The sequence below is a fragment of the Terribacillus jepli genome (assembly GCF_047228925.1).
Taxonomy (GTDB): Bacteria; Bacillota; Bacilli; order Bacillales; family Amphibacillaceae; genus Terribacillus.
Genome location: NZ_JBFEGH010000013.1, coordinates 109,356 through 131,599 on the forward strand (window position 1 = coordinate 109,356; position 22,244 = coordinate 131,599).

25 protein-coding genes are annotated in these 22,244 nt (G+C 47.1%); 21 read left to right on the top strand and 4 right to left on the bottom strand.

What is annotated here, in order from left to right; translation table 11 throughout:
- Positions 1-8: 8 nt before the first annotated feature.
- The 6 genes from AB1K91_RS14800 (at position 9) to AB1K91_RS14825 (ending at position 6,021) form a co-directional block, all read left to right on the top strand.
- A complete protein-coding gene (locus tag AB1K91_RS14800; RefSeq protein ID WP_413090856.1) occupies positions 9-1,262 on the top strand; it encodes a dihydrolipoamide acetyltransferase family protein in 1,254 nt (417 codons plus the stop codon).
- 67 nt (positions 1,263-1,329) lie between these two features.
- Positions 1,330-1,764, top strand: coding sequence for a BrxA/BrxB family bacilliredoxin (locus tag AB1K91_RS14805; RefSeq protein WP_413090858.1), 435 nt, complete (start codon positions 1,330-1,332; stop codon positions 1,762-1,764).
- Between the two features lie 71 nt (positions 1,765-1,835).
- A complete protein-coding gene (locus tag AB1K91_RS14810) occupies positions 1,836-2,819 on the top strand; it encodes an aromatic acid exporter family protein (protein WP_413090860.1) in 984 nt (327 codons plus the stop codon).
- Between the two features lie 30 nt (positions 2,820-2,849).
- The gene (locus tag AB1K91_RS14815; protein ID WP_413090862.1) at positions 2,850-3,389 is read left to right on the top strand and encodes a L,D-transpeptidase; all 540 of its coding nucleotides are present in this window, start codon (positions 2,850-2,852) and stop codon (positions 3,387-3,389) included.
- 192 nt (positions 3,390-3,581) lie between these two features.
- Positions 3,582-4,709 carry a M20/M25/M40 family metallo-hydrolase gene (locus tag AB1K91_RS14820; RefSeq protein WP_413090864.1) on the top strand — a complete coding sequence of 376 codons (1,128 nt, stop codon included), beginning with the start codon at positions 3,582-3,584 and terminating at the stop codon, positions 4,707-4,709.
- Positions 4,710-4,791: 82 nt separating this feature from the next.
- On the top strand, positions 4,792-6,021 hold the full coding sequence (locus AB1K91_RS14825) for a DNA polymerase IV (protein WP_413090865.1): 1,230 nt from the start codon (positions 4,792-4,794) through the stop codon (positions 6,019-6,021).
- A gap of 9 nt (positions 6,022-6,030) precedes the next feature.
- Here AB1K91_RS14825 and rnz read toward each other — a convergent pair whose 3' ends face one another.
- Genes rnz through AB1K91_RS14840 form a run of 3 tightly spaced genes read right to left on the bottom strand, consistent with a single transcriptional unit; the run spans position 6,031 to position 8,767 of the window.
- Positions 6,031-6,966 carry a ribonuclease Z gene (rnz, locus tag AB1K91_RS14830; RefSeq protein ID WP_413090867.1) on the bottom strand — a complete coding sequence of 312 codons (936 nt, stop codon included), beginning with the start codon at positions 6,964-6,966 and terminating at the stop codon, positions 6,031-6,033.
- Positions 6,967-6,984: 18 nt separating this feature from the next.
- Positions 6,985-8,007 carry an NADPH dehydrogenase NamA gene (namA, locus tag AB1K91_RS14835; protein WP_413090869.1) on the bottom strand — a complete coding sequence of 341 codons (1,023 nt, stop codon included), beginning with the start codon at positions 8,005-8,007 and terminating at the stop codon, positions 6,985-6,987.
- Positions 8,008-8,029: 22 nt separating this feature from the next.
- On the bottom strand, positions 8,030-8,767 hold the full coding sequence (locus AB1K91_RS14840; RefSeq protein WP_413090870.1) for a glycerophosphodiester phosphodiesterase: 738 nt from the start codon (positions 8,765-8,767) through the stop codon (positions 8,030-8,032).
- Between the two features lie 79 nt (positions 8,768-8,846).
- On the opposite strand from AB1K91_RS14840, the gene AB1K91_RS14845 reads away from it, so the two are divergent.
- Genes AB1K91_RS14845 through AB1K91_RS14855 form a run of 3 tightly spaced genes read left to right on the top strand, consistent with a single transcriptional unit; the run spans position 8,847 to position 11,677 of the window.
- Entirely contained in the window at positions 8,847-10,466 is a 1,620-nt protein-coding gene (locus AB1K91_RS14845) for a M20/M25/M40 family metallo-hydrolase (RefSeq protein WP_413090872.1), read from the top strand.
- Between the two features lie 39 nt (positions 10,467-10,505).
- Complete coding sequence (locus AB1K91_RS14850; RefSeq protein WP_413090873.1) at positions 10,506-11,294, top strand: SDR family NAD(P)-dependent oxidoreductase; 789 nt, start codon at positions 10,506-10,508, stop codon at positions 11,292-11,294.
- Between the two features lie 14 nt (positions 11,295-11,308).
- Positions 11,309-11,677 carry an iron-sulfur cluster biosynthesis family protein gene (locus tag AB1K91_RS14855; RefSeq protein WP_413090874.1) on the top strand — a complete coding sequence of 123 codons (369 nt, stop codon included), beginning with the start codon at positions 11,309-11,311 and terminating at the stop codon, positions 11,675-11,677.
- Between the two features lie 14 nt (positions 11,678-11,691).
- On the opposite strand, the gene AB1K91_RS14860 is transcribed toward AB1K91_RS14855, so the two are convergent.
- Positions 11,692-12,612: an aldo/keto reductase gene (locus AB1K91_RS14860; protein WP_413090876.1), complete on the bottom strand. Its 921-nt coding sequence runs from the start codon at positions 12,610-12,612 to the stop codon at positions 11,692-11,694.
- Between the two features lie 125 nt (positions 12,613-12,737).
- Between AB1K91_RS14860 and AB1K91_RS14865 the strand changes: the two genes are divergently transcribed.
- From AB1K91_RS14865 to sigF, 12 genes are all read left to right on the top strand, one after another.
- Positions 12,738-13,277, top strand: coding sequence for an NUDIX hydrolase (locus AB1K91_RS14865; RefSeq protein ID WP_413090878.1), 540 nt, complete (start codon positions 12,738-12,740; stop codon positions 13,275-13,277).
- A 74-nt stretch (positions 13,278-13,351) separates the two neighbouring features.
- Entirely contained in the window at positions 13,352-13,987 is a 636-nt protein-coding gene (gene spoIIM / locus AB1K91_RS14870; protein ID WP_093728291.1) for a stage II sporulation protein M, read from the top strand.
- A 107-nt stretch (positions 13,988-14,094) separates the two neighbouring features.
- Positions 14,095-14,586 carry a ferric iron uptake transcriptional regulator gene (gene fur / locus AB1K91_RS14875; protein ID WP_093728292.1) on the top strand — a complete coding sequence of 164 codons (492 nt, stop codon included), beginning with the start codon at positions 14,095-14,097 and terminating at the stop codon, positions 14,584-14,586.
- Between the two features lie 160 nt (positions 14,587-14,746).
- Positions 14,747-14,956: a DUF4227 family protein gene (locus AB1K91_RS14880; protein ID WP_093728293.1), complete on the top strand. Its 210-nt coding sequence runs from the start codon at positions 14,747-14,749 to the stop codon at positions 14,954-14,956.
- Between the two features lie 5 nt (positions 14,957-14,961).
- A complete protein-coding gene (xerD, locus tag AB1K91_RS14885) occupies positions 14,962-15,846 on the top strand; it encodes a site-specific tyrosine recombinase XerD (protein ID WP_413090880.1) in 885 nt (294 codons plus the stop codon).
- Positions 15,847-15,872: 26 nt separating this feature from the next.
- Positions 15,873-17,057 (top strand): phosphopentomutase, encoded by a 1,185-nt coding sequence (deoB, locus tag AB1K91_RS14890; RefSeq protein ID WP_413090882.1) that lies wholly within the window; start codon positions 15,873-15,875, stop codon positions 17,055-17,057.
- Positions 17,058-17,059: 2 nt separating this feature from the next.
- Positions 17,060-17,884 carry a purine-nucleoside phosphorylase gene (locus AB1K91_RS14895; RefSeq protein WP_413090884.1) on the top strand — a complete coding sequence of 275 codons (825 nt, stop codon included), beginning with the start codon at positions 17,060-17,062 and terminating at the stop codon, positions 17,882-17,884.
- A 15-nt stretch (positions 17,885-17,899) separates the two neighbouring features.
- A complete protein-coding gene (locus AB1K91_RS14900; protein ID WP_413090885.1) occupies positions 17,900-19,201 on the top strand; it encodes a pyrimidine-nucleoside phosphorylase in 1,302 nt (433 codons plus the stop codon).
- Positions 19,202-19,309: 108 nt separating this feature from the next.
- Positions 19,310-20,470: a D-alanyl-D-alanine carboxypeptidase family protein gene (locus AB1K91_RS14905; protein WP_413090887.1), complete on the top strand. Its 1,161-nt coding sequence runs from the start codon at positions 19,310-19,312 to the stop codon at positions 20,468-20,470.
- 99 nt (positions 20,471-20,569) lie between these two features.
- On the top strand, positions 20,570-20,926 hold the full coding sequence (spoIIAA, locus tag AB1K91_RS14910) for an anti-sigma F factor antagonist (protein ID WP_093728299.1): 357 nt from the start codon (positions 20,570-20,572) through the stop codon (positions 20,924-20,926).
- A complete protein-coding gene (spoIIAB, locus tag AB1K91_RS14915) occupies positions 20,923-21,366 on the top strand; it encodes an anti-sigma F factor (RefSeq protein ID WP_413090890.1) in 444 nt (147 codons plus the stop codon). The genes spoIIAA and spoIIAB overlap by 4 nt, the downstream gene beginning before the upstream one ends.
- Before the next feature lie 9 nt (positions 21,367-21,375).
- The gene (sigF, locus tag AB1K91_RS14920; protein ID WP_413090892.1) at positions 21,376-22,131 is read left to right on the top strand and encodes an RNA polymerase sporulation sigma factor SigF; all 756 of its coding nucleotides are present in this window, start codon (positions 21,376-21,378) and stop codon (positions 22,129-22,131) included.
- Positions 22,132-22,244: the final 113 nt, after the last annotated feature.

Below are 22,244 nucleotides of genomic sequence, written 5' to 3' on the forward strand. Positions count from 1 at the left end.
GAGGTGTAATGATGATAGAGAAAATAACAATGCCAAAACTCGGCGAGAGTGTAACAGAAGGTACAATCAGCACATGGCTCGTCAAACCAGGTGATCAAGTCAGCAAATATGATGCCATTGCCGAAGTGATGACAGACAAAGTCAATGCAGAAATCCCAAGCAGTTTCACTGGCGTGATCAAAGAATTGGTTGCAGCAGAAGGGGACACAGTCGAAGTCGGGGCACTGATCTGTACGATTGAAACAGAAGAAACTGGAGAGAACCAAGAAGCAGATACAGCTTCTCCTGCTGTAACAGAAACAGACTTCCGCAGCCCGGCAGCGGATACAGCGATGAAGTCACGCTATTCGCCGGCAGTCATGCGCCTTGCACAGGAGCATGATCTGGATCTGACTGCAATTACAGGCAGTGGAAAAGGCGGACGGATCACGCGCAAAGATGTCGAAGCAATCATCGCATCCGGAGAAAAGCCGCAAAAACAAGCAGAATCCAAGCCAACTGCAGCTGTTACAGAATCAGCTGTACCGCAAAAAGCAGAAGCAGTTGAAAAAACACAAATGGCTTCCGGCAATGCTATACCGGTTTCCGGCGTAAGAAAAGCCATTGCCAACAATATGGTGAAAGCAGCGACAGAAATCCCGCATGCTTGGATGATGGTGGAAGTGGATGTTACCGATCTGGTTGCTTACCGCAATAAAGTAAAGGATGCATTCAAAGAAAAAGAAGGATATTCGCTGACATTCTTTGCTTTCTTCGTTAAAGCTGTCGCGCAGGCACTGAAAGAATTCCCGCAGCTGAACAGCTCTTGGGCGGGAGATAAAATCATTCAGCATGATGAAGTCAATATTTCCATCGCGGTTGCGAAAGAGCAGGAGCTATTTGTACCGGTCATCCAATCTGCAGATGATCTGAGTATCAAAGGCATCGCAAAGCAGATTACGAACCTTGCGAAAAAGGCTCGCACCGGCAAACTGAGTACTGCCGACATGCAAGGCGGTACATTCACCGTCAATAACACAGGTTCATTCGGTTCGGTTCAAAGCATGGGAATCATCAATCATCCGCAAGCGGCAATCCTGCAGGTGGAATCGATCGTGAAGCGTCCGGTGATCATCAATGATATGTTCGCCGCTCGTGACATGGTGAACTTGTGTCTCAGTCTTGATCACCGTGTGCTGGATGGTTTGGTTTGCGGTCAGTTCATGGCGAGGGTCAAAGAAATTCTCGAGAACGTATCCGAATCGACAATGCCGATTTACTGAAGTGATAGAAATTGAAAGAGTCTGGAATTGCTGATACACTTGAACTAGTGTAAAAGGAGGAATACCGATGGCAGATTTCAGAATGTTTATGAACGATATCGTGACGACTGCTAGGAAGGACCTTACCGATGCAGGCTATACGGAGTTGACAACACCGGAGGAAGTGGATTCCACGCTTAAAAAATCCGGGACGACTCTTGTAATGATCAACAGCGTCTGCGGATGTGCCGGCGGAATTGCTCGCCCGGCAGCTGCTCATAGCCTGCATTATGACAAACGTCCAGATCAGCTGGTGACGGTTTTCGCTGGGCAGGATAAAGAAGCAACCGAAAGAGCAAGGGAATATTTCACTGGCTTCCCGCCAAGCTCACCGTCATTTGCCTTTTTGAAGGACGGCGAGATCGTTACGATGATCGAACGACATGACATCGAAGGCCATGAGCCAATGGAAGTAGTCAACAGACTGCAATCCTTATTCGATGAACATTGTAAAGAAGTTTAATTGGAGAAGTCCCCATCCTTTTGGATGAGGGACTATTCTGATTGTGATCAAATTCGACGAGGAGCACCATTGTGAAAATAGGTTACCGAACGATCAAAACTGCGGTAGGGACACCGCTTGCAATATGGATTGCGGAGCTTCTGCAGCTGGATAACAGTGTGTCGGCGGGTATACTGACGATTCTGTGCACGCAAGTGACGAGAAAGAAATCCTTTCTGGCTGCATGGCATCGTGTGGCCGCCTGCCTGCTGGCAATCGTCCTGTCCTTTTTACTATTTGAGACGATCGGCTTTCATCCAATCAGCATCGGAATATTGCTGCTCATCTTCATTCCGATCACCGTGATGCTGCGTGTCTCGCCAGGAATCGTTTCAAGTGCTGTCATCATTTTGCATTTGTATAATTCCCATGACATCACACTCGATTTGATTGTGAATGAACTCATCCTTATTTCAGTCGGGATAGGGGTGGCACTCATTGTGAACTTGTATATGCCCAGTCTGGAAGCTACAATTCGGCGGAAACAGATCATATTGGAACGGAATTTCACCAAGATTTTGAAAGAAATCGCCCTGTATCTCCGGGAAGGGGATCAATCATGGTCCGGAGAAGAAATCGCACAGACCGAAAAAATCCTGAAAGAAGCGAATCAGCTTGTTGGCCGGGATGTAGAGAACCATGTGCTCAGATCGGAGCATCCGTATCATGATTATTTCGAGATGCGTACGAAGCAATTCACCATCCTGAAACGGATTCTGCCGCTTGTAAGTAAGCTCCCGGAAACATCTTATTCGCAATGCGAGCAGCTTGCCCATTTCTTTTCGGGTCTGGCTGATTCGGTCCATCCCGGTAATACCGCTGTTTTATTCCTGGAGGAACTGAATGCTTTACGGGAGTCCTTCGATGAAGATCCCCTGCCGAAGACGAGAGAAGAATTCGAGACCCGTGCTCATTTGTTTCAGTTGTTGTACGAAATGGAGAATTATCTGGAGTTGAAGCAATCGTTCAAAGAAAGCGATGTGCAACATAGAATTAGACAGAAGGTGCAACAATAAGGACATCACCATGTAAAAGAGGGATGTCTAATGCGTTCGCTGCTCATTGCCTTCACCTGTCTGTCCATTTTATCTCCGTTATGGCCATTTGGTGAGAATCCAGTGCCGGGAAGCCCGCTCATCATCGTCAATAAAACGACGAATCAGCTTGCATTCGTGAATGAAGGAAAAGTGGTCAAGGTTTATCCGGTCGCGACAGGAAAGAAGCCGGAATCGACACCGGAAGGGATATTCCTGACGCTTTTCAAGACAGAATACCCGGGTTATTCGCGGAAAGGAATCCCTGGCGGTGATAAAGATAATCCGCTTGGCAGCAGATGGATCGGCTTCAATGCCAACGATACGCAAGGGCGTACTTTCGGTATCCACGGAACGAACAGGCCGGAGTCGATCGGTACCCGTGTTTCGGCTGGCTGCATCCGCATGCGGAACAGTGATGTGGAGGAGCTATACGAACTAGTACCGGTAGGAACAAAGGTACGGATCATGACGGGCTGGAAATCATTTGAGGAAATTGGGAAAGAAGATGGAGCTATTCTGTCTCCTAAAAGACAAAATAGCTCAGGCTGATTGCTAAAGTGGAAATAAGCATTGTGAAAATCATCAAGTAAACCATGAATGTCATGGCAATGCTTTGTTTGGATCTTTTTTTCTTTTGTTTAGTCAATGTGGAGGAGCCCCCTTATCTGTTTATGTCCATTGTACAAGGAACCAGGTGAGGGGACAAGGAGAAACCAATAGATAGAATAGGAGTACATAATCATGATCAAAATCAATGAAGATCGTTTAGTCGAAGAGTTTATGGAATTGGTTCAAGTAGACTCGGAAACAGGTGATGAAAAGGAAATAGCTGAAGTGCTGAAGAAGAAATTCACCGAGCTGGGTGTAAAAGTCGAGGAAGATGATTCGATGAAAGTAACAGGTCATGGTGCAAACAACCTCGTTTGCACCTGGCAGGGAAACGTCGATTCTGCTGAAACAATCTATTTCACCTCCCATATGGACACAGTCGTACCCGGCAAAGGGATCAAACCGCAAATCAAAGACGGTTACATCACAAGTGACGGTACGACGATTCTTGGCGCGGATGATAAGGCAGGACTGGCAGCAATCCTTGAAACAATCAAGGTTTATAATGAGCAGGAATTGCCGCATGGCACAGTCCAGTTCGTCATCACAGCTGGCGAGGAATCTGGACTGGTCGGCAGCCGTGCACTTGATGCTTCCTTGCTGACTGCTTCATTCGGATACGCGATTGATAGTGACGGGCCAGTAGGTGACATTGTTATCGCCGCTCCTACACGTGCGACTGTCATTGCTAAAGTTTTCGGTAAGACAGCGCACGCAGGTGTGGCGCCAGAAAAAGGGGTTTCCGCAATCACAGTGGCTGCCAAAGCAATTTCAAAGATGCCGTTGGGCAGGATTGATGAAGAGACCACTGCCAATATCGGCAGTTTCGCAGGTGGAAAACAGACGAATATTGTCTGTGATTACGTCGAAATCCTGGCAGAAGCTAGATCACTGGAAGCAGGTAAAATGGAAGTACAGGTACAGAAGATGAAGCAAGCATTCGAACAGACAGCTGAAAGTATGGGTGCGCATGCCGAAGTGGAAATCAAAGTGGAATATCCAGGTTATAAACAGCAAGCGGGTGACCGTGTTGTTGAGGTGGCACGTGCAGCTGCGAAAACCATCGGACGCGATAGTAACCTGACAAGCAGCGGAGGCGGCAGTGATGCCAATGTGATTGCCGGATTCGGTATCCCGACGGTCAATTTATCCGTTGGTTATGAAGAGATCCATACAACCAATGAACGGATCCCGGTTGGTGAATTGGTCAAGACAGCTGAACTGGTTGCAGCCATCATCCGTGAGGTTGCCAATGGCTGATTTATAGGAGGTGCAAGCCTCCTATTTCTTTTGCAAACATGATATAATAAGAACGACAGTTCGCATCGGGAGGAGGGACAGCATGTCAAAAGGAAGGGCGATTTTCCATGTAGATATGAATAGCTTCTATGCTTCGGTCGAGATGGCCTTTGATCCTTCACTGCGCGGAAAAGCCCTGGCCATCTGCGGAAATCCTGCCGAGCGGAAAGGCATCGTCGTCACAAGCAGCTATGAAGCGAGGAAGAAGGGTGTTCGAACGACGATGACACTTTGGGAAGCAAGACGTTTATGCCCGGAATTGCTCGTGCTGCGCCCGAACTTCGATCGTTATCGGAAGGCTTCCAGTGAAATGTTCAAGATCCTGCATGAAGTGACACCAATCATCCAGCCAGTATCGATAGATGAAGGGTATATGGATGTGACGGATTGTGCCCATTTGGGATCTTCCCTGGAAATAGCGCAGATGATCCAAGAGCGCATATTGAAAGAATTGGATCTCCCTTGCAGTATCGGCATCGCACCGAATAAATTCCTTGCCAAGATGGCTTCGGATATGAAGAAGCCGCTTGGCATCACTGTTTTACGTAAGCGGGATATTCCTGGATTACTATGGCCGCTCCCGATTGAAGAGATGTACGGTGTCGGGGAGAAAACGGCAGAGAAAATGCGAACGCTTGGGATCAAGACGATTGGGGACTTGGCCCATAAAGACAGATATCAGCTGAAACGTGTTTTTGGAGTGAATGGGGAAAGGCTGGCAAATCGGGCTAATGGAATCGATGACAGACCAGTCGATCCCGAAGCGGTAAACAGCTTTAAAAGCATCGGAAGTTCACAGACACTTCCGCAGGATACTACCGATGACAAGGAATTGGATAAGCTGCTCCGGGATTTATCCAAAAGTGTGGAGAAACGGATGCACCGGAAAGAAGCCATTGCCAAAGGCATTCAGTTGATGATTCGCTACCATGATCGTAAAACGATCACCCGCAGCATGAAACTGCAGCATTTCCTGGAGACGGCGGATGAAGTATTCAACCATGCGCAGTCTTTGCTGCAAAAACATTGGAGCGGAGATCCGATACGGCTATTAGGTATCAGTGTATTTGATGTGGCGGAGAAGAAGGAAGTAGGTAAACAGCTTGATCTGTTCACATACGAGAAAGAGGCATCGAAAGAAGGCTTGTACGAGGCAATCGATCAGCTTACATCAAAATTCGGGAAAAACCCTTTCCGCAGATTGCATTCCGGAGCATCCGATTCTGTCAGGACGAGTTTTCAGAAGGACTTTCTTGACGATTATAAAAAATAGCAGCGATTCTCAGGAATCGCTGCTATTTTTTTGTACTTCAAAAACGCGCATATCTTCTGCCAGTTCTGTTTCGGGGAAAACGTTCCGGGCTTGCTCGACCAGGATATTTGCTTCCTCCTGATGATAGCGAGCTGAAATATGCGTCAATATTAATCTTTTCACATTCGCATCTTTCGCTAAGTTAGCTGCTTGTACAGCCGTGGAATGTCCGTAGGCTTTCGCCATTTCTGGTTCATCAGCGGAAAAGGTTGCTTCGTGTACGAGGATATCCGCACTTTCTATATCGCCCTTTAGTTCCGGAAGATAGGTTGTGTCACCTAGTATGGCAATTTTTCTGCCGGGCTTGTCCGACCCGACTACATCCGATCTTCTGATTAGCCGCCCATCCGGCAGTTCCGTTACTTCTTGGTTCTTGATCTGGCGGTAAATCGGCCCTGGAGCTATGCCCATCTGTCTGAGCTTCTCCACTTTCAGTTCACCAAGGGTAGCTTTTTCTTCCACGATATAACCGAAACAGGGAATGCCATGGGATAGCTGCACCGCTTGGATAGCCCAGCCTTCATCCTCATAAATGCGTCCAGGTTCTATTTCATGGATGATGAGGGAGTTTGCCACGTGACTTCCGCTGACACGCAGCGAGACCTCGATGAATTCCTTGATACCCTGCGGACCGTAAACTTCCAGCTGCAATTCAGATTGCTGAAAAGAGCGAGTGGATAGCAGGCCGGGTAGCCCATAAATATGATCTCCATGCAGATGTGTGATGAAGATTTTTTCAATCTTGCCGGGTTTGAGCGGGGAATGGAGCAGCTGATGCTGCGTCGCCTCGCCGCAATCGAACATCCAGACCGCCTGCCGCTCCTGCGGCATCGACAGACAGATACTCGTTACGTTCCGATCTTTGGATGGCAGACCGGCACCTGTCCCAAGAAAATGTAATTCCATAATAAAAGCCTCCTGCAGTTACCAGCCCCGCTTGTATGGGACCGGCGCTTTCAATCTATAGTTCAGCTGGTCGGCTGCTTCGAGCGGCCAATATGGGTTCCGCAGCATGGCACGCGCGACAAAGACAAGGTCGGCACGTTCATTTTGCAAAATCTCCTCGGCCATTTGACCATTTGTAATCAATCCTACAGCTGCAGTATCGACAAGGCCATGCTTGCGGATTCGTTCCGCATGGACAACTTGATAGCCCGGGTAGACAGCAGACGGGCCTTGAGGTACGACACCGCCTGTACTGCAGTCAATCAAATCGACCCCTTGCCGCTTCATTTCGATGCTGTAATAAATGAAATCATTGATAACATTACCGCCTTCAGCGTATTCTTCTGCTGAAATACGGACAAATAAAGGACCGTCCCACACTTGTTTCACTCCATCAAGCACTTCGCGCAAGAAGCGATAACGGTTTTCGCGTGCACCGCCATAAGCATCGATTCGCTTATTCGTCAGCGGGGAGAGAAATTGATTGATCAGATAGCCATGGGCTGCATGAATCTCAATCACATCGAATCCCGCTTCCTTGGCGCGGCTGGCTGCCTTTTGATAGGCGTCGACCAAATCGTTTATTTTATCTTCTGTCAAAGCTTCCGGAGCGGCAGATTCCTCATCCCATGGCAAATTGCTCGGCGCGATAATCGGATTTTGGGCTTTTGATTTTCGGCCGGCATGTCCGAGCTGGATGCCGCTTTTGGCACCGTGTGCTTGAATTCTGCCGCTGATAGTCCGAAGTCCTTCGACTTGTTCATCCGACCAGATGCCAAGATCCTGATCGGAAATCCTTCCTTCCGGTGTGACTGCAGTGGATTCCACGAATACAAGTCCAGCTTGTCCGATTGCTCGGCTTTCGTAATGGGTGATATGGAAAGGTGTGGCTTTGCCGTCTTTTTCTTCGACGGCATACATACACATCGGGGAAACGACAATGCGATTTTTCAAGGTGCAATCTTTGTACGTGATAGGTTGAAATAATTTAGGTGTAGCCATTGTAGGACCTCCGATTGTTTGATTAACTAGTGATATAACCCTTTTGCAATTCCAGTGCCCGATCCGGCACATCCGAGATGATAACATCACAATTTGCTTCAAGAGCACGCAGTATAAAAACTGGCTGATTGACTGTATATACCCGAATAGGCACGTGATGCTGCTTGCACTCCTGAATCAGTTTCTTGTTCAGCAAACGATATTTCGGGTGTAAGGCATTCGCTCCGATTTCTTCCAACAAAGAGAAAAGCTGACGGGGCCGTCTTGATGTGAGAAAGCCTGTATCAATATCACCATCCAGATCAGATATACGGCGGATGGTGTCTGCGTTAAAGCTTGATATGGTCGTCCTGTCTTTCATCCCATGATCCCAAAGGCGCTGTAAGACGATCTCCTCGATACCCGGGTATGGATACTTATTCGTTTTCAGTTCCAGATTGAGAAGCATAGGGGTCTTTTTTATCCATCGCAGAAACACATCTAGTGAAATGATTTTCTCACCGGCATAGTCACGGGAGAACCAGGCGCCAGCATCTGCTTGGCACAATTCTTCGTATGTAAGTTTTCGCACCAATCCGCGTTTATTCGTCGTGCGATTGATGCTTTCGTCATGAATGATGACAGGTACTTGGTCTTTCGTCAGCTGCACATCGGTTTCGATCCCGTCAGCCTGCATCAATTCTGCCAGCCGGAAAGCGGCCATCGTATTTTCAGGTGCATATTTACTGGCACCGCGATGTGCAAATATTTTGGTAGACATGGTTTCACCCCGAACTTGGACGTATAGTTGAATTGTGCGAGAAAATAAAGCAAAAGTCAATTTGAAAGGACGTGCATGCATGAAACAATGGCAAACGAAGGATGAATTGATCGCATTGCTGGCAGAGCTTGTGGAAATCGGGAGCATCACGGGCTCTCCTGAAGAAATTCGGTTTCCGGAACATATTTATACGCTCCTTGAACAAAAAACCTACTTCCAGCGCTGCCCGGATCACTTGAAGCTCCATCCGCTGAAGGACGGCCGTCAGCTTCTTACGGCATTCGTAAAGAAAACTGATAAAAAAGATACCATCATCCTGCTGAGTCATTTTGATGTCGTCGGGACGGAGGACTTCGGCACCTTCCAGCATCTTGCCACCAAAGTGCATGACCTGACTGCTGCCTATCACAATGGCGACGTGGAGCTGCCTGCACAGATCAAAAGCGAAATCCAGCAAGGAGAATGGCTTTTCGGCAGGGGAACGATGGATATGAAAGCTGGCCTGGCAATCCATCTATCCATGCTTGAGCGTGCGATGGATGGTGCATTCGATGGCAATATCCTATTGTTGACCGTACCGGATGAAGAAGTGAATTCTGCCGGTATGCTGCGTGCTCTCGAGGTTTTGCAGCAGCTGCAGGAAAATGAAGACCTGGTATATAAATTATGCTTGAACGGGGAACCTGTGTTCAGCAAATACCCAGGTGATACCGGTAATTATCTGTACAGCGGGTCGATTGGTAAAGTGCTGCCCGGATTTTTCTGCTATGGCAAGGAAACACATGTCGGAGAACCTTTCGGAGGCCTCAATGCCAATTTGATGATCAGTTACCTGTCGCAGGAGCTGGAATTGCAGGAATCCTTCATTGAAGAAGTTGAAGGGGAAGTGACACCGCCGCCGGTAAGCCTCATGCTGCGGGATTTGAAAGAGACGTATTCCGTGCAGACTCCTGTTTCGGCAGTTACCATGTACAATGTTTTATTTCTGGAACAATCAATCCAGGAAATCAACTTGAAATTGAAGCAGGCAATGGAGCGGGCGGCCCGAAACATCGAAAGCCATTATCAGCATAAAGCTTCATTGTCTGCTGTAAAAACGAATTATTTTCATTCGACATCTTTCAAAATTAAAACTATGTCTTATGAAGAACTTTATGCGTATGCTGTCAAACGGTTCGGAAAGTCCGAGGTCGAAAGGAGACAGAATCGGCTCGTGACGACGAGGAAGGAAGGGGATCGGGATTTCTCCACGAAGCTTGTCAAGGAGCTGGTGAGCATGTGCCACGACTTGGCGCCCATCATCGTCCTGTTTTACAGTCCGCCTTTTTATCCTGCCGTCTCTTCCAAGAAAAATCCATATGTACGCCGATTGATTGCTGACATCCAGTCAGAAGCAAAGAATAGCTTTGCAGAGGAATTGACAGAGGTTCAGTTCTTCCCAGGTCTGTCAGATTCCAGCTTCATCGGAAAGCCGACTTCCCAGACGGCGATACAGGATCTAATACAGAATATGCCGCTGCAGCAAAAAGGTTTTACGCTGCCGGCTGACTTAATGGAAGGTTTACAAATGCCAGTTTTGCATTTGGGACCGTATGGAAAAGATGCACATCAGTGGACAGAACGCCTGGAAGTGACCTATAGTTTTGGCAAGCTGCCCGACTTGATGGAAAAGGCCATCCAATTTGCATTCCGTACATAATCATTGCTGCAGATGGGTAAACAGAAAGAGGTACAGCATATGGAAGTAAACAAAAAAACCATGTTGATTACCGGAGCCTCAAGCGGACTTGGACGTAAATTGGCTGCAGAAGCAGCAGCTAGTGGCTATCGATTGGTGCTTGCGGCAAGATCCGAAGAAAAGCTGAAGCAGCTGGCTGCCGAGCTTAACGACCGTTTTCAAGTCGATGTTTTTGTATATCGTGCAGACTTGAGTGATTCGAAGGAATGGCGTGCTGCCCTGCAGCGCATCGTGCGGGAGAATCAACGTATCGATGTATTGATCAACAATGCAGGTGTCGGTTATTTCCGTCATTTTGCTGATACAGAAGCACATCAGGTGGAAACGACGATGCGTGTCAATTCCTTGGCAGCTATGGAAGCAGCAGCAGCCATCATTCCAGGAATGCTGGCGCACGGAACAGGGCATGTGATCATGATCGGATCGATGGCTGGGAAAGTAGCCACTCCGAAAGCGGCGGTCTATGGGGCGAGTAAACATGCAATCATCGGTTTCAGCAATGGTCTGCGGCAAGAACTGAAACCGCATGGGATCATAGTGACAACCGTGAACTTGGGACCGATGGATACGAACTTTTTTGACACAGCTGATCCAAGCGGGCGTTATCGGCAAGCAAGTGCCAATTATATGCTGCAGCCAGAAAAGGTGGCACATAGAGTTATCGCAAGTGTTGGAAAAAACAAGCGTGAGATAAATATGCCGCTCTGGATGGGCATTGGCAGCAAACTGTATCAGCTTATGCCTGGATTGGCTGAGAAACTGCTAGGCAGTCAGCTGAGCAAGAAATGAAGGAGGAAGGCAATATGAAATTGACGATAACAGAAACGGCTTTGGAAAAAATACAAGCATTACAGGATGAGGCGCATCGTTATATCGTTTTATATTACGACACGGTTGGAATTGGCTGTAAATTGAATGGAATTCCGACAGTGAGGCTGGCGGAGGAACCGCGTGCGCGTGATATAAAGGTTGAAAGCGAGACGATTCCAGCGTTAGTGAACGTACAGCAAGAAGTGTTCTTTGCTGAAGAGGTGAAACTCGATTTCAGCAATAATGTGTTCCGTCTTTCCAGTAAAGAAGGATTCTTGAATGCATTGATACCGCAAGCACATTTGACACATACTGATTTTCTCGATAAAAATGCGGAAGCTGGCAGGGGAGATTCCTGCTGACTTCCGCTTTTCCTTTATCTGTGATTTTCATATTGAATCGGACGGGTAATTTGCTTGAGTTTTTCGTAAACTGCCTCTGAAAGATGATCACCAGAAAGCGTGGCATTTTCGTTAACCTGCTCCAAAGAACTTGCTCCCATTACGGCACTAGCCAAAGCCGGATGCTGCAGCACGTAGCGCACGGCTAAGGAGGTAGCGGAAGTCTGCTCCTGATGAGCCAAGACACCAAGCTTTTCCCTGACTGCCAGTAGTTCTTCATAGGTGTGGGAAAGATAGCCAGCTGCACCTTTTTGCTTCACTTTTTCGCTTGCCGTGTCACTCAACATGCCTTTGGCCACGCTACCGCGTGCAAATACGCTGATATTGTTTTCAGCCAGCAGATCAAGTGTTTCCTCCTCTGGTCTTCTGTCCAGCAAACTGTACTGCATCATGACGCTGACGATATTGGACCGCTTTATATATTCACGGATGACATTCGGGCGAATGGAGGAGATACCGTAATAGCGGATCAAACCCTCTTTTTTCAATGTTTCAAAGGCATCGATCGTTTCTTCGATATTGTCTTCCATTGTTCCGCCATGGAGCTGATAGAGATCCAAGTAATCTGTTTGCAGTCTGCGGAGGCTTTCCTTAATTTGTGATACGATATATTCCTTGCTTGCATCCCAATGCCATGCCTCTCCGTCAGGATCCAGCCTGTTACCGACTTTGCTGGCGAGAATCACTTTATCTCTTCGACCTTTAAAAGCTTTTCCGACAATTTCTTCATTTTTTCCTTGATCATATAAATCGGCTGTATCAAAGTAATTGATGCCAAGATCTTGCGCTTCATGCAGCAGCCGGATACCTTGCTGCTCATCTGTTCCGATGCTCATCGTCCCGAGGGATATTTCGGAAACATAAAGATCGGAACTGCCTACACGTCTTTTCTGCATTGCTTAATCCCACCTTCCTTAATATTCTACCTTCTCAGTGTAAGCGTAAGCAGATCAACAGACAACTTATGTGTCCCAGCCGACCTGTGGTAAGATGGAAGTAGCGAAATAAAGGAGTGTACATAATGAAAAAATTCGAAGAAAAAACGATAGAGACATCTTCCATTTATGATGGCAAGGTCATTTCGTTGAGGGTGGACACTGTGTCCTTGCCAGACGGGAATACTTCCAAACGGGAATTGATCAAGCACCCCGGTGCAGTGGCAATCATACCGATAACGAAGGAAGGTAAAATCATATTTGTCGAGCAATACCGGAAAGCACTGGAAAAATCGATCATCGAAATCCCTGCAGGGAAGCTGGAACCTGGTGAAGCTCCGGAAGTGACCGCCGTGAGGGAGCTTGAGGAAGAGACAGGCTATACAACTAAGAAGCTGAAGAAGCTAGGTTCGTTTTACACTTCCCCAGGTTTTGCCGACGAATTGCTTCATGTATACGAAGCGGATGACATCGAACTTTTACCTGAAAGAATTGCTGGCGATGAGGATGAATTCGTCGAACTGATGGAGTTGACTTTGGAAGAAGCGGAAGCACTCGTGGCCGAAGAACGGATCCATGATGCGAAAACGATGTACGCCTTGCTTCACCTGCGATTGAAAGGATAGGAAAGTAACAGTTCTACTAGACAAGCTTCCGTCATAGATTCTAGTAACTAGACTAGAATACGGAGGAAGATAAGATGAAGCAGCGGGAGTTTATTCTTATTCATCATCTGAAACAGCATGCGACAAGCTACTTGTTCATGCTTGTTTTATTCCTGATCGGAATCATTTTCGGGGCAGTCGTTGTCAACAGCATGAATTTCACGCAGAAAGAAGATCTTTTTTATTACTTGGAACGGTTTTTCGCTCAGCTTCAGCAAGGGCAAGCAATCAGCAAGCAGGAGATTCTCCAGTCGAGTTTCCTCGCTCATCTTAAGTTCCTGTTGTTTCTATATATTCTCGGTCTATCCATCATCGGCATACCGATCATATGGATGCTGCTGTTCAGCAAAGGGCTGATGATGGGATTCAGTGTAGGATTCCTCGTCAATCAGCTCGGCTGGAAGGGACTTATGCTGGCAGCAGCATCTGTGGCACCGCAAAATCTTGTGATCATACCGCTTTATCTGATTGCCGGAACAAGTGCGATGCTGTTTTCTGTGACGCTATTGCGCAAACTGATCGCCAAGCGGTCCCCATTATCATTAAGACGCTATTTTTTCCAATACAGTACCATCTTCTTGATGCTTATTGTCGGATCAGCCGCAGCCACATTGATTGAAACTTTTGTTGCGAACCCGCTCCTTTCCATGCTTGTGAATGATTTGCTGTAAATGTTTTATTAAGAATGATTATAATTAGCTATTTATAATAATTATAATTTGACACTTTTTTCGTAATCGGTATATAATGAGTGTGGGATTACGAGGGAGGAATTCACTTGGAACACCGCATTGAACGCATAAAGAAGCAATTACATGCGCAGAGCTACAAGCTGACACCGCAGCGGGAAGCAACGGTACGTGTGCTGCTGGAGCGAGAAGAGGACCATTTAAGCGCTGAAGACGTCTACCTCCTCGTAAAGGAAAAAGCACCGGAAATCGGCTTGGCTACTGTTTACCGGACACTGGAATTATTATCAGAACTGAAAATCGTTGATAAAATAAACTTTGGGGACGGCGTTTCCCGCTACGACCTTCGAAAAGAAGGCGCCACGCACTTCCATCACCATCTTGTCTGCATGGAATGCGGATCTGTCGAGGAGATTGATGAGGACTTGCTGGAGGATGTCGAAAAAATCGTCCAGAGTGATTGGGGATTCAAAGTGAAGGATCACCGCCTTACCTTCCATGGTATCTGCCGTGTCTGTCAGGCCAGTGAGAAGGAAGGACAACTCGAAGCAGCTGCCGTTCAGGTGAATCGAACATCATAAGCAAACGAAGCCTTTCCAAGTAGATGGAAAAGGCTTTCTTTCGTTTCACTAACCATTTTACAAAACAACGGGAATGAGGTAACGTTATCCTGTACGTATAATTTTCGCTTTCTTTGGCATAGTCTGTTACAAAGACAAGTCAGGGAAAGGAGAAGTGTACATGAAACGATTCATCTTCGACACCGGTAAGCTTTTGCTCGTATTTGTCGCTTGCTCTGCATTCTTTTATTTCGGTTTGCGGTTCATCCATAGTGAATACGAGAGCTATCACCGCTACGACCCGCCAGAGGGAAATGCAGTGAAAGTGGCAGCGATGGAACAGGAAAGCTTAGTGGATAGGATGACGTTATTTTTCCGGTTAGGGGAGTAGGGTACATGCAAGAAGCATTGGATGACTTTATCCATTATTTGCAGATTGAACGGGGCCTTTCGGAGAATACACTTCAATCCTACGCCCGGGATCTGCGTACATATGCAAGATATCTCCAGGAAAACGAAGTACGTGAGTGGGCACATGTCACCCGTGCCAAACTGACTGCTTATTTACGATGGCTGCACGATGATGGTAAGTCAGCTGCCACCATTGCACGGACATTGTCCAGCATCCGACTCTTCCATCAGTTCCTGCTGAGGGAATATGGACTGAAGGAAGATCCGAGCATACATATCGACACACCAAAGAAAGAACGTAAGCTGCCGAAGATCCTTTCATCTGATGAAGTGGACAAGCTGCTGACTTGCCCGGGAACCGACATGCTGACGATCCGGAACCGAGCCATGCTGGAAACTCTGTACGCAACGGGATTGCGCGTATCAGAGCTCTTGGCGTTGGAACTGGATGACCTTCATTTGGAGATGGGCTTTGTCCGCTGTTTCGGAAAAGGATCGAAAGAACGCATCGTTCCGCTTGGGGATATGGCAAAGGCACGGCTGGAGGACTATATGAATAGGTCCCGCAAACAGCTGCTGAAGTCCAAAGCCAGTGATATTTTATTTGTCAATCACCACGGGAACCCACTATCGCGCCAAGGTTTTTGGAAAGTACTGAAACAAATAGCACGTGATGCCGGGATACAAAAGGAAATAACCCCACACACGCTGCGTCATTCGTTTGCGACGCATCTGTTGGAGAATGGGGCTGATTTGCGTGCTGTCCAGGAAATGCTTGGGCATGCCGATATCAGCACGACACAGATTTACACCCATGTGACCAAAACAAGGCTGAAGGATATTTACAAGACGCATCATCCTCGGGCCTAAAGTCATAGATTAGGAGGCATTCAACTTTGGATTTTAAACGCGTATTTCTTATAGTAATGGATTCTGTCGGCATTGGGGAGGCTCCCGATGCGGAAGCTTTTGGCGATAAAGGGGCCGATACCCTGGGTCATATCGCTTCTTATCGAAAAGGACTGAAAATGCCGAATATGGCATCCCTGGGCCTTGGCAACATCAGGGAAGTGGAAGGTATACAGGCTGCAGCTCAGCCGAAAGCTTTTTACACAAAAATGCAGGAAGCATCAAACGGAAAAGATACAATGACGGGTCACTGGGAAATCATGGGTCTCCGTATCGACCAGCCTTTCCGCACGTTCCCAGATGGATTCCCGGATGCATTGCTGGATGAACTGAAGCAGCGGACTGGACGCGGTATCATCGGAAATAAACCAGCTTCCGGTACGGAAATATTGGATGAACTTGGCCAGCAGCATATGGAATCCGGTGATATGATCGTTTATACATCAGCTGATTCCGTACTTCAGATCGCAGCTCATGAAGACATCATCCCGCTCGACGAGTTGTATAAAATCTGTGAAATCGCTCGTGAGCTGACATTGGACGATCCTTATATGGTGGGACGTATCATCGCTCGTCCATTCGTAGGGAAACCAGGTGCGTTCGAACGTACATCGAACCGCCATGATTATGCATTGAAACCATTCGGCAGAACGACGATGAACAGCTTGCAGGATGCAAATTTCGATGTCATCGCATTAGGGAAGATTTCCGATATCTACGATGGTGAAGGTGTGACAAAAGCGGTTCGTACGAAGGATAATGAAGATGGTATGACGAAAATTGTGAAGAGCATGGATGAGGATTTCACTGGTATCAGTTTCCTCAACTTGGTCGATTTCGATGCGAAATACGGACACCGTCGTGATCCTGAAGGATATGCACAGGCACTGGAGGATTATGACAAACGTCTCCCGGAAGTGCTTGATAAGCTGAAGGAAGACGATTTACTGCTGATCACAGCTGATCATGGCAACGATCCTGTAGCTCCTGGGACGGATCACACACGCGAATATGTGCCGTTGATTGCTTACCATACCGGTATCGAGCAAGGGGAAGAGCTTCCATTGCGGAATACCTTTGCCGATATTGCAGCTACTATTGCCGATAATTTCGGCATCGAGAAACCAGAACACGGAACAAGCTTTTTACAAGCATTGATAAAGGGGAAATGAACATGCAGGCAGAAGCGATCAAACAGGCAGCAGACTATATCAAAGAGAAATTGACTGCCGAACCGAAAATAGGTTTGATTCTTGGATCAGGACTGGGCGTATTGGCCGACGAGATTACAGAAACGACCATTGTACCGTATGGGGATATCCCAGGCTTCCCGGTATCGACTGTCAGCGGGCATAAAGGACAGCTGGTCATCGGGACGCTGGAAGGAAAGCAAGTCATTGCCATGCAAGGACGTTTCCATTTTTATGAAGGATATCCGATGGAGCTTGTGACACTGCCTGTTCGAGTCATGAAAGCACTTGGCGTGCAGACACTGATTGTCACCAATGCTGCTGGCGGTATCAATGAAAGCTTCAATCCCGGCGATTTGATGCTGATCACCGACCATATAAATAATATGGGCACAAATCCGCTTATCGGACCAAATGATGGAGAATTGGGAGCTCGTTTCCCGGATATGTCTTCTGTCTACAGCAAAGAGCTTCTAGGCTATGCTCGCGATGTAGCAGTTAAACTCGGTTTGGGTGTCAAAGAAGGCGTTTATGTAGGCAATACGGGTCCTTCCTATGAAACAGGTGCCGAAGTCCGGATGCTTCGAAATTGGGGAGGAGACGCTGTCGGCATGTCGACGGTTCCGGAAGTCATCGTTGCCAGTCATGCTAAAATGGATGTTCTCGGAATCTCTTGTATTTCCAACATGGCAGCTGGCATTCTTGATCAGCCGCTGACACATGATGAAGTGATGGAGACGACAAGCAAGGTAAGGGAAGATTTTCTGCGTTTCGTAAAAGAAATCGTCAAACAGCTCCCAATAAAATAAAGCAGGTGAACGGTAATGAGAATGGTTGATTTAATCACGAAGAAAAGGGATGGCGGTACGCTTTCCAAAGAGGAGATTTCATTCTTCGTCCAAGGTTATACGAAAGGGGATATCCCGGATTATCAGGCATCTGCCTTCTTGATGACGATCTATTTCAATGGTATGACAGAAGAAGAGACAGCTTGGCTGACAGAGGAAATGGCCGTCTCCGGGGAGACATTCGACCTCAGCAGCATCGAAGGCAAGAAAGTCGATAAACACAGCACAGGCGGAGTAGGAGATAAAATCACCTTGATCACGGGTCCGCTCGTTGCGGCAATCGGTATCCCTGTTGCGAAAATGTCCGGCCGCGGCCTCGGCCACACAGGCGGAACGTTGGATAAACTTGAATCTTTCCAAGGATTCTCGATTGACCTGAGCCGTGAGCAGTTCATGGGTCTGGTAAATGAAAATAAACTTGCGGTAGCAGGTCAGACTGGGAATCTTGCACCGGCAGATAAGAAACTATATGCATTGCGTGACGTAACCGGCACCGTCAACACGATTCCGCTTATCGCAAGCTCCATCATGAGCAAAAAGCTAGCTTCTGGTGCAGAAGCGATCGTACTTGATGTAAAAACAGGTTCTGGCGCTTTCATGAAATCGTTGGATGAATCCAAAAAATTGGCTGAGACGATGGTCAAAATCGGTAAAAATCTCGGCCGCCAGACTGTTGCCGTCATTACCGACATGAATCAGCCGCTTGGATATGAAGTTGGAAACAGCAACGAAGTAAAAGAAGCGATCCAAGTATTGAGCGGTGAGAAAATAACGGATCTGCGGGAGATCTCTGTTGAGCTAGCAACCCATATGGCGTTACTGGCGGATAAATTCTCCAGCTACGAAGAAGCACGTGCGCACTTGGAGGAATGCTTGGATAATGGTACTGCGCTGGCAGCTTTCCGTACGTTCATTGGTGCACAGGGCGGAGATACAGCTCTTGTCGATAACCCAGAACTTCTTCCACAGGCGGATCATCATATTGAAGTAAAAGCTCCTGCTGCAGGTTATGTGCACAGCATCGATGCAGAAGGAATCGGAACAGCGGCCATGTACTTAGGTGCAGGCCGTGCGACGAAAGATGATGATATCGATCATGCTGTCGGGATCACATTGAAGAAAAAGCAAGGAGATGCAGTAGCGCAAGGCGAAACGATCGCTATCTTGCACGCACGCGATGCAAAGGCTAAAGACTCCTTGAATAAAGTCTTGGGATCCTATACAATCGATGCCGCCCTGCCTGAAAAAATGCAGCTGATTTACGACGTCATTTCCTGAATCCAAAGCAGTCCTTTAAAGGGCTGCTTTTTTAATGTACAAATTTATTAATAAATCGACTCATTTGGGAGATTCTAACTGTATTACCGTAAACGGAGGAATTTTACAATGAGAAAAATGAGTCTAATCAGTTTGCTGATTGCTTTTGTAATCAGTCTTGGAGTGGTGCCGCCGCAAGCTTTTGCTGAAAAACAGGAGGAGGAGACAGCTAAATCATCGATATTGATCGAACGTGATACGGGAAAAGTTTTGGCGGGAGAGAATATGGAAGAAGAACTTCCGCCAGCCAGTATGACAAAAATCATGACCATGCTTTTAATCATGGAGGAAATCGATGCTGGTACGCTAAGGTACGACGAGAAGGTCAGAGCGAGTGAGTATGCAGCCAGCATGGGCGGGTCGCAAATCTTCCTTGAGCCCGGGGAGGAAATGACGGTGAAAGACTTGCTGAAAGGGATAGCTGTTGCATCTGGTAATGATGCAAGTGTGGCATTGGCTGAGAAGATTGCTGGAACAGAAGATGCATTTGTGAAAAAAATGAATGAGAAGGCAAGGGAACTTGGACTTTCCCATACAAAATTCCAAAATGCAACCGGCTTGCCTGCAGCTGATCACTACTCGACTGCCAAAGATATGGCGCTGATGGCCAGGGCTTTGCTTGAACATGAAGAAATAACCGAGTTCACAAGCATTTATGAGGATTATCTGCGTAAGGATTCTGATGATCCATTCTGGCTTGTCAATACAAATAAGCTGGTAAAATTCTATCCTGGAGTCGATGGTTTAAAAACCGGGTTTACGAAAGAAGCCAGATATTGTCTGACGGCCACTGCCAAAAAGGATGGTATGCGGGTGGTCGCTGTCGTAATGGGTGCTGAAACACCAAAGCAGCGCAATAACGAAGTATCCCGGCTGCTGGATTATGGTTTTAATCAATATACGATAAAACAGCTGTATAAACAGGATCAAACCGTTGCCAAGCTTGATATGCTGAAAGCACGTAATAAAGATGTTCCAGTCGTTACTGCTGAACCTGTGTCCCTGCTTGTCAAAAAAGGGGAAAAGCTTGGTGAATTGTCGACGAAAGTCATCTATCAATCTGAGCTTTCCTTACCGCTCAAAGCCGGCGAACAAGTAGGTGTGCTGGAAGTGAAAGCTGATGGCAAGCTAATTTCTTCCACACCGGTAATCATGAAAGAGGATCTTCCGAAGGCCAGTTATTGGCTGCTGATCAAACGCAGCTTCGATGATATGGTGAAATTCCACTGATCCTGACAAACACTTGCGGGTTTCTTCTATTTTTGTCACCTGAAAGGTATTCGCCTTTTTCTGCAGAAATCTATAAGCAGATAAAGGAGGAGAAAAGCTATGGGGTTGACAGTTGATTATGAATTGAAGGAATCCATCTTGCTGGCACGTCTCAATGGGGAGCTCGATCATCACACAGCGAGCGAATTGAAGGAAAGCTGGCAGCTTGCCCTGCAGCAGCCTGGCATCAAGCATATGGTCCTGAACCTGGAATCTCTTTCATTCATGGATAGTTCTGGTCTGGGTGTCATTCTTGGCAGATATAAAGAACTGAAAGCAGAAGGGCGGGAAATGGTCGTCTGCAGCCTGACACCGGCTGTGGATAGACTGTTTCAATTGTCAGGTCTTTTCAAGATCATCCGTTTTGAAGAAAATGAGCGCTATGCGCTGGAAACTTTCGGGGTGGTATTATCATGAACACGAATATGATGCGGTTTGCCTTTTCTAGCCAAAGCCGAAACGAAGCTTTTGCCCGTGTGACGGTAGCGTCCTTCGTTTCTCAGCTTGATCCGACTATGGACGAGCTGACCGAAATCAAGACAGTTGTATCCGAAGCGGTGACGAATGCCATCATCCATGGTTATAATTCAGATCCGGATCAAATGATTACGATTATTTGCACACTGTCAGATGATGAAGTGGAACTGATTATTCAGGATGAAGGCGTCGGCATTCCGGATATTGAACAGGCAATGGAGCCGCTCTTTACCTCCAAGCCGGATATGGAACGATCCGGTATGGGTTTTACGATCATGGAAAATTTCATGGATGATGTGTATGTGCATTCAGCAGAAGGGGAAGGCACAACCGTGACGATGAATAAGCAGTTCAACTCAAGCAAAGCCATGAGTCAGTAGGTGGGGCTGATGGATGTATATTTGAAACAGCAGAAGGCAAAGGAACAATTGACCGATAAGCAAGTGAAAACATACATCCAGTTAAGTCAGAATGGAGATAAAGAGGCAAGGGATATCCTTGTCGAACGAAATGTACGGCTCGTTTGGTCAGTCGTCCAGCGTTTCATAAACCGAGGCTATGAACCTGATGACCTGTTCCAAATCGGCTGTATCGGGTTGATCAAGTCGATCGATAAATTCGATCTGGCATATGACGTACGCTTCTCCACTTATGCAGTACCGATGATCATCGGCGAAATCCAGCGTTTCATCCGGGACGATGGCAGCTTGAAGGTCAGCCGGTCGCTGAAAGAGACAGCAAACAAGGTAAGGAAGAAAAAAGAGGAAATGACCAAACTGCTGAATCGGGTCCCGACTATTCAAGAGATTGCCAAGGAACTGGAGCTGTCACCGGAGGAAATCATCCATGCGGAGGAGGCTGCCAAACTGCCGCACTCCATTCATGAGACTGTTTTCGAAAATGATGGTGATCCGATAACCTTGCTTGACCAGATTGCTGAACAGGATAATAATTGGTTCGATAAGCTTGCCTTGCAGGAAGCAATCCAGTCTCTTGGAGAAAGGGAACGGCTCATTGTGTATTTACGGTTTTATAAGGATCAGACGCAATCCGAGGTTTCCGAACGGCTCGGCATCTCTCAAGTCCAGGTCTCACGGCTCGAGAAAAAAATATTGGCTGCCATCAAGGAGCAGCTTGAAAAATAGCTTTTGCACATCGTGCAGAGGCTTTTTTTGTTGGCTGGAATTACCAGCATGTTTTCTGGTGCTTTTCCCATACTAAGGACAGAAAGCCTTCTTCATAGGAGAGGTGTATATGC

Coding starts and splice junctions, on each gene's coding strand:
- AB1K91_RS14800 (WP_413090856.1), top strand. CDS start 9: ATGATGATAGAGAAAATAACAATGCCAAAACTCGGCGAGAGTGTAACA.
- AB1K91_RS14805 (WP_413090858.1), top strand. CDS start 1,330: ATGGCAGATTTCAGAATGTTTATGAACGATATCGTGACGACTGCTAGG.
- AB1K91_RS14815 (WP_413090862.1), top strand. CDS start 2,850: ATGCGTTCGCTGCTCATTGCCTTCACCTGTCTGTCCATTTTATCTCCG.
- AB1K91_RS14820 (WP_413090864.1), top strand. CDS start 3,582: ATGATCAAAATCAATGAAGATCGTTTAGTCGAAGAGTTTATGGAATTG.
- AB1K91_RS14825 (WP_413090865.1), top strand. CDS start 4,792: ATGTCAAAAGGAAGGGCGATTTTCCATGTAGATATGAATAGCTTCTAT.
- rnz (WP_413090867.1), bottom strand. CDS start 6,966: ATGGAATTACATTTTCTTGGGACAGGTGCCGGTCTGCCATCCAAAGAT.
- namA (WP_413090869.1), bottom strand. CDS start 8,007: ATGGCTACACCTAAATTATTTCAACCTATCACGTACAAAGATTGCACC.
- AB1K91_RS14840 (WP_413090870.1), bottom strand. CDS start 8,767: ATGTCTACCAAAATATTTGCACATCGCGGTGCCAGTAAATATGCACCT.
- AB1K91_RS14845 (WP_413090872.1), top strand. CDS start 8,847: ATGAAACAATGGCAAACGAAGGATGAATTGATCGCATTGCTGGCAGAG.
- AB1K91_RS14850 (WP_413090873.1), top strand. CDS start 10,506: ATGGAAGTAAACAAAAAAACCATGTTGATTACCGGAGCCTCAAGCGGA.
- AB1K91_RS14855 (WP_413090874.1), top strand. CDS start 11,309: ATGAAATTGACGATAACAGAAACGGCTTTGGAAAAAATACAAGCATTA.
- AB1K91_RS14860 (WP_413090876.1), bottom strand. CDS start 12,612: ATGCAGAAAAGACGTGTAGGCAGTTCCGATCTTTATGTTTCCGAAATA.
- AB1K91_RS14865 (WP_413090878.1), top strand. CDS start 12,738: ATGAAAAAATTCGAAGAAAAAACGATAGAGACATCTTCCATTTATGAT.
- spoIIM (WP_093728291.1), top strand. CDS start 13,352: ATGAAGCAGCGGGAGTTTATTCTTATTCATCATCTGAAACAGCATGCG.
- AB1K91_RS14880 (WP_093728293.1), top strand. CDS start 14,747: ATGAAACGATTCATCTTCGACACCGGTAAGCTTTTGCTCGTATTTGTC.
- xerD (WP_413090880.1), top strand. CDS start 14,962: ATGCAAGAAGCATTGGATGACTTTATCCATTATTTGCAGATTGAACGG.
- AB1K91_RS14895 (WP_413090884.1), top strand. CDS start 17,060: ATGCAGGCAGAAGCGATCAAACAGGCAGCAGACTATATCAAAGAGAAA.
- AB1K91_RS14900 (WP_413090885.1), top strand. CDS start 17,900: ATGAGAATGGTTGATTTAATCACGAAGAAAAGGGATGGCGGTACGCTT.
- AB1K91_RS14905 (WP_413090887.1), top strand. CDS start 19,310: ATGAGAAAAATGAGTCTAATCAGTTTGCTGATTGCTTTTGTAATCAGT.
- spoIIAA (WP_093728299.1), top strand. CDS start 20,570: ATGGGGTTGACAGTTGATTATGAATTGAAGGAATCCATCTTGCTGGCA.
- spoIIAB (WP_413090890.1), top strand. CDS start 20,923: ATGAACACGAATATGATGCGGTTTGCCTTTTCTAGCCAAAGCCGAAAC.
- sigF (WP_413090892.1), top strand. CDS start 21,376: ATGGATGTATATTTGAAACAGCAGAAGGCAAAGGAACAATTGACCGAT.